This is a genomic window from Nostoc sp. KVJ20 (genome assembly GCF_001712795.1).
GTDB lineage: Bacteria > Cyanobacteriota > Cyanobacteriia > Cyanobacteriales > Nostocaceae > Nostoc.
Map to the genome: position 1 here is coordinate 17,608 of NZ_KV757789.1, position 11,229 is coordinate 28,836.

Genomic DNA, 11,229 nt, shown 5'->3' on the forward strand with positions numbered 1-11,229 from the left:
CTTTTCTTCATTCTCTAACTCTGTGTCCTCTGCGCCTCTGTGGTTCGTTCTTTCAACCCCCAAAATTAATAAACAGAAGTCAACAATTTATCGATCGCAGCCCGAAACGCCGTTGCTGCACCAGCACTCATATCACGGGGGGCGCAGATGCGATTTCTCAAATATGCGAAAGTAATAGCACCCACAGCAGCGAAGATAGGATCAATGCTGCTATTTTTACCACCAGTCCTTCCACCCGGTAAAGTTGCACCATTGCCATGAATCAGATAATCAGCCAATTGTCGTAGGTGAAAATCAACAGCGTCCTTAACTGTGTTAAAGTCACCGTCTGCTGCTATTGCTTGGACTCCAGAATTTTTGATAATATCTGCGATCGCAACTTCCCGATTATCGCTCAATCTCTCAGCTGCTTCGGCTCGATATTGAATTTTCTCACTATCTGCCACATCCAGAGGTAAAGGATTGGCGATCGGTTCAACACCCCATCTGCGACGCAACAGTAAATTGTTGGTGATATTATCCGATTTCACTCTGTGATAAGCAGGACGCTGATTAAGTGCATCAAACCAAGCATTAATGCGAGGAAAGCGAGAATTTCCTTTGAGGTGATATCCTCGATATACAGGTAAATTAGCCGCTAATCTATCTAGATGGGGGCTATATAGAATGTCAACTAAGCTAAACGTACTTACAAAGTAAGGGCCAGGATATTTAGCCAAAGCTTGCTCAAGTTCATCTAATTTAGCCTCAAATGCTGCTTGTAAGTTTGCCAACTCATCAGCATCTACAGGTGCTTCTCTCAAGAATTTGTACGCAATCTCTCTAAAACCGTTAGTCTCAGCCTCCTCAACTAACTGCCTAGCAACAACGTTTTCCTCTGGATTCTCAGGCAATAATGCAGGATGTGGAAACCTTTCTTCTAAAGCTAAGAGAATATCTTTAGATTCGTATACTAACTCTCCCTCAATTTTTGCTGCTGGCACAAGGGTTGTGGGAACTAGGTCAGTGTACCATTTGGGTTTATTAGTTAAATCAATAAACTCCGTTGCAAAGGGAATTTCCTTTTCTTCTAGAGCAAACCAAACTCTCTCACAGAAAGGACACCAAGAATTAGTATCTCGATAAAGCAGGACTGGTGGTTCTGTGTTTGGGGGAAGTTTATGTAAACTGCTGGGTATTGGTGCAGTAGAAGGAGATTGTCCTGTCCTCTTTACCCGACGCGCAGAGGTATTTTTTCTAGCAGTTTCTAAAACTTCTTCCCAACTCGATACTGTGTTTTGAATAGACATTTTTTACCTCGCTTTACTAGGAACGCCGGAAAACACAAATAACTGTTGCTCTTTGGGTTGAGGTAAGTTTTCACCCAGGTAACGATGAATACCTACACCCATGTCTCCTGTAGCCGTGAGTTTGAAATTTACTTCCTCAAATCCAGATGCAATCAAAATTTTCCGCACATTGTCAGAGTAGGTAATACCGTTGGAGTGTCCACGAGTCCAAATGACAAAAGCACCCGGTTTACTCAGAAAACTCAGGTTATCTAGTAAGCGATTGAGTTCAGTTTCCTGAAGATTGCCAAAGACACCACACACAATCACAATATCTGCTGGTACTGCTCCTACATAGTTAGTGGCAAGAGTTGCATCACCATTGATAATCTCAATTTGCTTTGTCAAACCCAATGATTCTATAGTTGCTCGTCCCCGTTCAACTAACTGGGGGTTGAGTTCTACAAGTCTTGCATATACATCTTTTGCACGAGGGTGATTTTTTAAAGTTCCTAGTAAATCTCGCCCATCACCCGCGCAAACACTTACTACCCGGATAGCGCCATCTGGCAAGGCATTCAAGCTATAAGCAATATATTCCTGCACGATTTCTAGACGCTGCTGCAATTTTGGCTCAGTGTTGTAGAGATCGTGCCATTCGTACCAATCTTTCGGCATAGAGGGCGATTCCCATTTGATGCACACTGTGTAATCTCAAACTACGAATAACTTATCGAGTAACTGTAGTTTATAGCTGAAGGCAGAGTATCACAAACATTTATATAAAATCAAGTCTTATTCCGTACAATCATCCTTATCAAAGTATTTATACATAGTATTTTGTATAATAAATAGCCATAAAATAAGGACGAACCTGGTGAAAGAAAAAATGAATTTACAGCCTCTCAAGTGGACTAAAAATGTAAAACCTGCTGATGGTGGGTATGCTTACTCTGAATTCAAAGTTTCTGAACTATTCAAGTTAGCTTGGAAAGATGATGAAGCCAATGCCAATCGACCTGAAAGAAATGATTTAATCTTGCTTCGGCAACACGGGTATGTTACGCATCTGGTCAAAGTTTTAGATCACCAATCTGAACGTGAAGACTGGCAAGGTGATTACAATATCTATCGCATTGTTGAGGTGCTATGGGCGATTGATTGCAGTAACCCACCTGTAGCAGCCAAGGCAGATGCCATATTTGATTATCCAGCAGTCCTTGATTACCGGGGCGGTAATGCTATGAAGCTAGAGGATTTGTCCACGTTTAAGGAACATTGGGATACTCAAGGCGGACTTCTCGCTTTCCAGAAACTTCTCCAATCAAGACTTACAGCTGTTTAAGGGCTGATCTAGCCTTCTCACTTGCTATAATTATGTGCAAAGACTATATACTATACCATGAAATATCCTCTCCAAACAGAATCTAAGCCTGTTTCAGGTATTGCCGCTAAGAAACTGCTGGAAGCAATTGACTCTGGCGGGGCTGTAGTTAACCGCTCAGATGCTTGCCCTGGCCAAACGTCTTGCCACTCGCCGTCGCCGCAAAGCTCTGAAAAATGGCTAATTCCGGTAAATTTGATGGAGTTGACTTTTCTAAACTCGATATTGAGCTACTAACTCCTGAACTACGGCAACTTGGTCAGGGGTTTCGCTGTGTCAGGGGAGAATTTGTCACTTATTGGAAACAGGGGCGAATCCAACGGGAAGTAGATTCCTATCTGTGTCAATGTTGGATGGTAAGGGTAGAAGATGCTCTAGCTGGCTACATTACGCTTCTGGCGGATAAGTTACAGGTAGAGGATGCGCTCTTAGCGCATGAAAGCGTGAAATATCGTACTTTTCCGGCTATCAAGATTGGGTTACTCGCGGTTGATCGGCGTACAAAAGGTCTTGGAGTGCGGTTGGTAGAATAGGCAATTGATTATGTGATTACAGAAGTAGTGCCTGTTGTTGGGGTAAGATTCATTACAGTAGATGCGCTCTACGATGCAGATGTTGAGCCAAGTTATGATGCGTCTGGCTTCTACGTTAAGTTAGGATTTGAGTTTGCTGATCCTACTGAGCTTTTACCACCTATTAATCCATATCGCACAATGTATCTTGATCTGAAGCCATTGATAGAGGTGTTGGCTACAGAACAAATGGATGAAGACTGGATATAGTCGCTGTGAATTAGCGAATGAACAAGTTACTCATAAATCTCGCACCAAGGGATCAATCAATTCATCAGGGATTCGGTTACGTTCAATATAAGCATTAATTTCATCTTGATGATCGCTGTAATAACTCAATGCATCAAACACTTGTGCTAGGGTTAAATGAGGTAAACCTTGGGGAATTTCTTCAGGAGATACACCCATCCGCCAAGTTTCAACGATCACCCTAACAGATGTACGAGTTCCCTTGATAATTGGCTCACCACCTAGAATATGCTCGTCTTTGACGATATAAAGATGTTCTGTTGCTTGAACCATAGCTGTAAATATCTTAAGAATTTCCCCAGACACCAGACATTAATTGTACCGATTCTGTTGAGAAGTAAAGCTGTGGATTTGTTGAAGTTTGCAGGAAAGCCGCAAGGCGATGATTGAGAAGAGTGCCTTTAATCCTTGATCCGGGATTTCAGTCACAAATGAAGAACAGAAACAAATAGAACTCACAGTTATGACTAATACAGAAATCTACAATGATTACTTGGCTATGTATATCTAGAGCAGAGTGAAAATCAAAATTTTTCTACCCAGGGACGCAATTCCACTTCCCAAGTCCAAGCATTGCGAGGTTGGCGGAGAATGCTCAGATAAGTTTGGGCTATGGCATCTGGATCAAGTAAACTATCTGGTTGATTATCTGGTTCTATCCGGGTAGCAGAACGAATTGCTCCATCAATCACAAAATGCGCTACGTGGATATTCTGAGGAGCCAATTCACGGGCAATGCTTTGAGCCAAACCCCGTAAAGCAAATTTACCCATTGCAAACGGTGCAGACTGAGGATAACCCTTAACACTGGCGGAAGCACCTGTAAAAAAGATAGCTCCTCCACCCACAGCTAACTGACGTTTTGCCGCCGCTTGTGCTACTAAAAAGCCGCCATACGCAGTAATTTCTAATGTTTTGGCAACGTCTGCTGGGTCAAGTTCAACTAGCGAACCCCGAACACGCCAGCTAGGATTATACACAACTACCGTTGGCACTCCTAGTTTTTGTTCCACATCCTTGAACAGTTGTTCAACTTGATCGGGTTTAGAAGCATCAGCAGCAAAATTAACGGCTCCAATTTCATCAGATAATTCACTCAGCTTATCAATTTGCCGCGCTGCTAAGGCAACGCTGAAACCTTCTTTTGTAAACAAACGGGCTAGTGATGCACTGAGTCCACTACCAGCCCCGACAATCAATGCAATGTTTGCCATCTGCGATGTTCCTTCTAATTTCCAGGTCTTGTTAGATTATACAAATTTCATATAATATCAAACTGCTCTGTAAATCCATATTTCAAACTTAGCATCAGAGGAAAGAGTAATTTTCAAAGAGCCATAATGTCTGATACAAAATTCTTCAAATTCATTAATTACCTGATGAAATATTTCATCTGATACTCGCCAACATAAACCGTAGGCTCGTGCTTTGAAAAAACTTAGTAGTTCCTCAACCGTATTGCTAACTGTCCATTCTCTAGCTACTAAATAATTTGAGACATAACCTTTTGGCTGTAAATATCCTTCTACATCTATCTTGTGTATTACTGTATCAATACTTTGGGATTCTTGCTTGGCTCCTTTATACTTAGACAATATGTCTCGAAAATAGCCTTCAAATTCTCTTCTAGCTGGTGGGGTAATCCACTGACAATTGAGATAAAAGCCTCTAGGCTTTAGTACTCGATCAATGTTGTCTAAAAATACTCTCCAATCAGAGACAGTATGGATCATGTGGACAGTCAATACAACATCAAAACTGTTGTCTGGAAAAGGTAATTGCGAAGCATCACCGTGAATCAGGTTCAGATTAGAAGGAGTGACATTTAATTTTTGACGGAACTGATCAAGCATTTCTTGAGAAGCATCAATTCCTGTTACAGAATAACCGCGTTTGACAAGAGGAATAACATTCAACCCTGTGCCAACGCCTGGTTCTAAAAAAGAAGTCTCAGGTGTTGCACAAGTACGCTTAAGAATAAAGTCGGCGACTTCCTCTGCGACTGATTCTGTTAGCCAGCGTGTTTGGTCATAGATTTGTGCAATATAGTCATAGTAGTTGGATTTTTTCATATTTTTAGATAGGTGTGGAAGACTGAAAAGACTGAAGGTTTAAATTTAAACGCAGAGGGACGCAAAGTTAGTTGAGCTTAAGTACGTAATAATATTGAATTAATGTCATAAATATTACATTTCTAGATATTTAGAATAGCTAAATGTTTGTAATTAATAAATTTAGGTAAGCATATATTTTAGTCGCTAAGGGCTTGAATTTTATTTATTGCCGTGTAATACTGCTAAATTAATCACCGTTAAATCGGTCAATGATTAGTATTTTATCTAAAAACGTCTGTATTACATTAAAAATCAAGTCTTTCAGGTTTTCCAAGAATTATGCACAAATGAATTTGGCTAGTCACACCTGTGGTTTTAATAAATATTGCTGTCTATGAATGAAGGAGTGAGAGCTAGTGAGCGCAAATCAATTAGCGTCTGAGCAATCATCTAACAATGGCTCTGATTTAAAGTTAGAAGCCGATGTCTTGGTTATTGAAGAAGACCCGGCTGGTGCTTGGGCTGCTGGTGGAGTCCGGGTTGTTTTGGTAGACAAAGGCTATTGTGGCTCTAGTGGAGCAACTGCATCAGGTGGAACCAGTGTGTGGTATGTAGCAAACCCCGACCAACGGGAAACAGCTATGGCTAGTCGGGAAGCTCTAGGAGGCGGCACGTTGAATGTATACTTAAGCACAAGCTAGGAAAGAACCTCGTGGAATGCACAAGCACCAGGATTATTCCCAGCAAAACCCTAACCAGCAATATTGGTTAATTAGAGGTGCATTGGATACAGTTTGGGCAAAGCCTGACCAGGAAGTAGTGAATAGGGAGTTAGTAGCACGATGATTGAATTAGTAAGTGAATCTCGCTGCATTAAGTGTAATCTTTGCGTCACTGCCTGTCCTACCAATGTTTTTGATGCAGTACCGGGACATGCGCCCAAAATTGCCCGCCAGAGCGATTGTCAAACTTGTTATATGTGCGAACTCTACTGCCCCGTAGATGCACTGTATGTTGATCCTAACGCTGATGAATCAGTTACTGTGGATGAAGAGACTTTGGTAGCATCTGGGTTACTTGGCAGTTATCGGAAAAACATCGGCTGGGGAAAACAGCAAATTAATTCGTAATTCGTAATTCGTAATTGAGAAAGTTCTTAGTCCCTAGTCTTTATCTATGAGTTCCCAAGCAATTGAGTGCAGTGTTCTGCATCGACTTTTAGCTTCAGTTGCAACTGTTGCGCTTTTATCGAGTCTTACCAGTTGTACTTTTCAACAAAGCCAGTCCAATAACTCAGCAGTAGCTTCATCAAATACTGGAGCAAATTCGGCAGAGGTAAAAACCCTGGTTTTGCGAGTTGGTTTCATCAGTTCGGAAAGCAAGTTGCCAATCGGGCCAGAGGGTTGGGCCTTGCAAAAGGGGACGTTGACTCCTGCGCTTAAAAGCCTGGGTGTGACGGAAGTGAAATTTATTCCCTTTGTAGGAGGCCCTGCACTTAATGAAGCCTTAGTTAGTGGTCAATTAGATATGGGTTTGTATGGAGATACCCCAGCTATAGTTGGTAGAGCAGTAGGTCTGCCAACTAAATTGATTAATCAGACAAGGGTTGGTCAGAATGCCTGGTTAGTTACCAAGAAAAACGGCCCTCGTTTAGTATCACAACTCAAAGGTACAAAGGTAGGAGTTGCTAAAGGTACTTATCCGCATCGATATCTGATGGGTTTGCTCGAAAAAGAGGGACTGACTAAGGATGTGAAGGTAGTACAGATTCCTTCGGCTGATGCTAAACCTGCATTAGAACGAGGAGATATTTCAGCTTATCCATTTGCTATGGGGGCTGGGCCAACGTTAGTTTCTCAAGGATTTTCAGCAATTGATCAAGCAAAAGATCATCAGGGATTAGTTGGCACAGGGGTAAGTGTCGTTACGGAAAATCTCCTCTCTCGACACCCAGAACTACCGCAAAAGTGGAACCAGATTAGACGACAAGCATTGCAGGAGATCAAAGCTAATCCAGAGGAATTTTATCAGTTTGCGGCTGTGGCAAGTGGGAATGTGCCGTTGGCGATCGCTAAAGAATCCTATCCACTAGACCTTTATCCTACTGAACCTTTTACACCGGAAGGATTGAAACTCCTAAATTCAACAAAGCAGTTTCTCGTTGACCAGAAATTGTTGAAGTCAGATTTTGATATCAAAGATTGGCAAATCCCCAATCCCTAAAAGTTTTCACAAGAGTTACTCTCGCATTCTTGGGGAAGCTCCGCCCTTCCCCTTTTCTTAATTCTATCAGGAGTAAATTTCATGAATAGTCATATCCATCAAGATGCTTCTAACCTAGATTTAGTCACCGATGTATTAATTATCGGCGGTGGCCCGTCTGGAACTTGGGCTGCTTGGAGTGCAGCAAATAATGGGGCAAAAGTTGTTTTAGTAGACAAGGGTTACTGCGGTACAAGTGGTGCAGCCGCATCTGCCGGAAATGGTGTATGGTATGTTCCACCAGACCCAGAGCAACGGGAAGCGGCAATGGCCAGCCGGGAAGCAATGGGAGGCTTTCTGGCAGACCGCCACTGGATGACTAGGGTATTAGATCGCACCTATGACAACATTAACTCCCTCGCAGATCAGGGTTATCCTTTTAGCGTTGATGCTAATGGACAAGTTATCCGTCGCTCTTTACAAGGGCCGGATTATATGCGTTTCATGCGGAAAAAGATTAAGCAAGCAGGGGTGAAAATTTTAGACCACAGTCCGGCTTTAGAGTTGCTTGTGGATACAGAAGGCACTGTAGCCGGGGCTAAGGGTATCAATCGCCAATCTGGGGAACGTTGGACAGTTCGAGCCGGAGCAGTTGTGATTGCTACAGGTGGCTGTGCTTTCTTGAGTAAGGCTCTCGGTTGTAATGTCCTGACAGGGGATGGTTTATTGATGGCAGCCGAGGCTGGTGCAGATTTCTCTGGTATGGAATTTTCCAACGCATACGCAATTTCCCCTAGTTTCTCCTCTGTCACCAAGACTCGTTATTACGATTGGGCATCTTTTACTTATGAGGATGGCACGGTAATTGAAGGTGCAGGTTCTAAGCGCGGTCGCTCGGTGATTGCTAAAACATTGCTAAATCAGCCCGTTTATGCGCGTCTGGATCAAAATATGGATGAAGAGACAAAAGCCTGGATGAGAGCCTCTCAGCCTAACTTCTTTATCGTTTTCGATCGCGCTGGGATTGACCCCTTTACTCAACGATTCCCGATAACTCTACGCTTGGAAGGCACTGTACGCGGTACTGGTGGGATTCGGATCGCAGACCAAACTTGTGCTACCTCAGTTAATGGACTCTATGCAGCGGGAGATGCGGCTACTAGAGAGTTAATCTGTGGTGGCTTTACCGGCGGCGGTAGCCACAATGCAGCCTGGGCAATGTCTTCTGGCTATTGGTCTGGACAATCTGCTGCTAGCTATGCACTAAGTTTGGGAGAGCAAGCAACCCAACGCAGTGTGCAGGGAGTTGGCGAAGCGGGATTGCATGGTGAAGGTAATAATAGATTCTCTCCTGATGAAGCGATCGCCACAACTCAAGCTGAAGTTTTCCCCTATGATCGCAACCTCTTCCGCACTGCAACAGGTTTAAGTGCATCGCTGGATAGACTGGATGACCTCTGGCGAGAAATCCGTAATAGCCAAACACTAGATGATAGCCAAATTGTGCGATCGCGCGAAGCGGCGGCGATGGTTGCTACAGCCCGTTGGATGTACAACAGTGGTTTGCAACGTCAGGAAACCAGAGGTATGCACAAACGCGAGGATTACCCGCAACAAGATCCTAACCAGCAATATCGCCTACTGAGTGGTGGGTTAGATAAGATTTGGGTCAAACCTGAATCAGTAGTTGCTACGCGGGAATTAGTAACTGTGTGATTTTCAATTAAAACCTTTGAAGTGGGAAGGAATAAGGTTGTTGCCTCGTTTCTTCCTCTTTTCTGTGCTTTTTTAAACGCAGAGGTAGGCTGAGGGAAGCGCAGAGTGTTTATTCGTGATGAACTTGTGAGATTTTGTACTTAGTTGATGAAATTATTACAGAAATTTGGATTCAAGTTGAATCTTGAACTACCTGCTTTGCGATCGCGTAATTATCGCCTTTACTTTACTGGACAAGCCTTGTCTATGACAGGCAACTTCATGACACAAGTAGCGATTCTCTGGCTGATTTACCGATTGACTGATTCAGCTTTACTGTTGGGGTTTGCAGGATTTTTTGGACAATTGCCAGTATTTGTACTTGCTCCAATTTCAGGAATTTTAGCCGATCGCTATGACCGACATCGCCTGTTGCTGCTATTTCAAGTTATAGGCATTTCTATGTCTGTAATTCTGACAGTCATCACATTTTTGGGTTGGGCAAATTTTTGGACATTGCTGACTCTGAGTGCATTGTTAGGTTTTCTGAAGGGTTTAGATGTACCTGTACGTCAAGCATTTGTCAGTGATATGGTTAGCCGTGAACTGATGGGAAATGCGATCGCACTAAATGCAGCCTTCCTCAATGGTGCGCGTCTAATTGGCCCTGCGTTGGGTGGCATTTTTATCGCTCAGTTTGGCGCAGCATTCTGCTTTCTCTACGATAGTCTCAGTTACCTTGTTGCTATCTGGGCAATCTCAGCAATGGTGATTACACCCAGAATAGTAGAAATACAGACAAGTAATACTTGGCAGAAGTTAAAAGAAGGGTTTCAATATGCCTACCAATTCTTACCTGTGCGTTCCATTTTGCTATTACTGGCAGTAGCTAGTTTAGTAGGTATGTCATATACGACACTTCTACCCATCTTTGCAGTTGAAGTTCTACAGGGAGGAGCAGAAACATTGGGCTTTCTAACGGCCGCAGCAGCGATGGGATCAGTGTTTGCCTGTGTCTACCTCAGCTTTCGCCAAAACGTAGTAGGTTTAGAAAAACTCATAGCCTTCTGTCCAGCCATCATGGGGATTGGCTTCATCTTTTTCTCTGTCTCTCAAGTCTTTTGGATTTCTCAGTTAGCTTTGGTTTTGGTTGGCTGGAGTTCTACGCTTCAGGTAGCTGCTAGTAACACAGTGCTGCAATTTATTGTGGAAGATAGCAAACGTGGCAGGGTGATGAGCTTTTACGCTATGTGCTTTATGGGTATGGCTCCTTTTGGTAACTTAGTAGCAGGAACTCTGGCACATTATTTGAAGGCTCCGAATACACTGATTTTGGGTGGTGTCGTTTGTATTCTGGGTTCGGTGCTATTCATGCAACAATTGCCCCAAATGACGAAGTTAATTCACTTGGATACGAAGCAAGTGGCAAGTAATTAACTTCAGGAGATAAGCTGTTACGCAAATAATATTGTACATTTACCTGATGACTGATGACTGAAAACCCCTCAACAGTCATCAGTCAGCAGTTAACGACATCAAAAGTGTTTATATAGTTTAGACGCGCATCAGCTTATACCATTTCACGAAAATCTTGATACATATAGATTTTTCGTAGGGGTAAAGCACTGCTCATTGGTGTCAACTTAACGCGAAACCGCACGTCCGCCAGGGATTGTAAATCCCTGTCTCATAGCTAAAGTCCTCTGAAGAGGACTTCATAGCGCAAAAATTTTCAGTCTACTTCAGTAGACTTGAGCAATTAGTCAGGGATTTACAATCCCTGGCTGGCGGGTGAACAACACCCA

Annotated in this window: 14 protein-coding genes; 9 read left to right on the plus strand and 5 right to left on the minus strand. The window is 43.0% G+C overall.

The window, feature by feature from the left end:
* Nucleotides 1-65: 65 nt before the first annotated feature.
* The gene (locus A4S05_RS37115; protein ID WP_069074748.1) at nucleotides 66-1,289 is read right to left on the minus strand and encodes a glutathione S-transferase family protein; all 1,224 of its coding nucleotides are present in this window, start codon (nucleotides 1,287-1,289) and stop codon (nucleotides 66-68) included.
* A 3-nt stretch (nucleotides 1,290-1,292) separates the two neighbouring features.
* Nucleotides 1,293-1,946, minus strand: a complete 654-nt coding sequence (locus A4S05_RS37120; protein WP_069074749.1) for a class I SAM-dependent methyltransferase family protein — start codon at nucleotides 1,944-1,946, stop codon at nucleotides 1,293-1,295.
* Between the two features lie 211 nt (nucleotides 1,947-2,157).
* On the opposite strand from A4S05_RS37120, the gene A4S05_RS37125 reads away from it, so the two are divergent.
* From A4S05_RS37125 to A4S05_RS42810, 3 genes are all read left to right on the plus strand, one after another.
* Nucleotides 2,158-2,613: a hypothetical protein gene (locus A4S05_RS37125; RefSeq protein ID WP_069074750.1), complete on the plus strand. Its 456-nt coding sequence runs from the start codon at nucleotides 2,158-2,160 to the stop codon at nucleotides 2,611-2,613.
* A 215-nt stretch (nucleotides 2,614-2,828) separates the two neighbouring features.
* The gene (locus tag A4S05_RS42805) at nucleotides 2,829-3,185 is read left to right on the plus strand and encodes a hypothetical protein (RefSeq protein ID WP_218108016.1); all 357 of its coding nucleotides are present in this window, start codon (nucleotides 2,829-2,831) and stop codon (nucleotides 3,183-3,185) included.
* A gap of 12 nt (nucleotides 3,186-3,197) precedes the next feature.
* Complete coding sequence (locus tag A4S05_RS42810; protein ID WP_218108017.1) at nucleotides 3,198-3,434, plus strand: hypothetical protein; 237 nt, start codon at nucleotides 3,198-3,200, stop codon at nucleotides 3,432-3,434.
* Nucleotides 3,435-3,464: 30 nt separating this feature from the next.
* Here A4S05_RS42810 and A4S05_RS37135 read toward each other — a convergent pair whose 3' ends face one another.
* From A4S05_RS37135 to A4S05_RS37145, 3 genes are all read right to left on the minus strand, one after another.
* A complete protein-coding gene (locus A4S05_RS37135) occupies nucleotides 3,465-3,746 on the minus strand; it encodes a DUF433 domain-containing protein (protein WP_069074751.1) in 282 nt (93 codons plus the stop codon).
* 251 nt (nucleotides 3,747-3,997) lie between these two features.
* On the minus strand, nucleotides 3,998-4,687 hold the full coding sequence (locus tag A4S05_RS37140; protein ID WP_069074752.1) for an SDR family NAD(P)-dependent oxidoreductase: 690 nt from the start codon (nucleotides 4,685-4,687) through the stop codon (nucleotides 3,998-4,000).
* A gap of 57 nt (nucleotides 4,688-4,744) precedes the next feature.
* On the minus strand, nucleotides 4,745-5,545 hold the full coding sequence (locus A4S05_RS37145) for a class I SAM-dependent methyltransferase (protein ID WP_069074753.1): 801 nt from the start codon (nucleotides 5,543-5,545) through the stop codon (nucleotides 4,745-4,747).
* Between the two features lie 398 nt (nucleotides 5,546-5,943).
* Here A4S05_RS37145 and A4S05_RS44435 point away from each other — a divergent pair, with 398 nt between their 5' ends.
* From A4S05_RS44435 to A4S05_RS37170, 6 genes are all read left to right on the plus strand, one after another.
* Nucleotides 5,944-6,228 (plus strand): hypothetical protein, encoded by a 285-nt coding sequence (locus tag A4S05_RS44435; protein WP_069074754.1) that lies wholly within the window; start codon nucleotides 5,944-5,946, stop codon nucleotides 6,226-6,228.
* A gap of 16 nt (nucleotides 6,229-6,244) precedes the next feature.
* Nucleotides 6,245-6,373: a hypothetical protein gene (locus tag A4S05_RS44025; RefSeq protein ID WP_256091394.1), complete on the plus strand. Its 129-nt coding sequence runs from the start codon at nucleotides 6,245-6,247 to the stop codon at nucleotides 6,371-6,373.
* Nucleotides 6,370-6,657: a 4Fe-4S dicluster domain-containing protein gene (locus A4S05_RS37155; RefSeq protein WP_069074755.1), complete on the plus strand. Its 288-nt coding sequence runs from the start codon at nucleotides 6,370-6,372 to the stop codon at nucleotides 6,655-6,657. Before A4S05_RS44025 ends, A4S05_RS37155 begins: the two co-directional genes overlap by 4 nt.
* 46 nt (nucleotides 6,658-6,703) lie before the next feature.
* Nucleotides 6,704-7,750 carry an ABC transporter substrate-binding protein gene (locus tag A4S05_RS37160; protein ID WP_069074756.1) on the plus strand — a complete coding sequence of 349 codons (1,047 nt, stop codon included), beginning with the start codon at nucleotides 6,704-6,706 and terminating at the stop codon, nucleotides 7,748-7,750.
* An 81-nt stretch (nucleotides 7,751-7,831) separates the two neighbouring features.
* Nucleotides 7,832-9,445 carry an FAD-dependent oxidoreductase gene (locus tag A4S05_RS37165; protein WP_069074757.1) on the plus strand — a complete coding sequence of 538 codons (1,614 nt, stop codon included), beginning with the start codon at nucleotides 7,832-7,834 and terminating at the stop codon, nucleotides 9,443-9,445.
* Between the two features lie 147 nt (nucleotides 9,446-9,592).
* A complete protein-coding gene (locus A4S05_RS37170) occupies nucleotides 9,593-10,861 on the plus strand; it encodes an MFS transporter (RefSeq protein WP_069074758.1) in 1,269 nt (422 codons plus the stop codon).
* The last annotated feature ends 368 nt before the right edge of the window (nucleotides 10,862-11,229 follow it).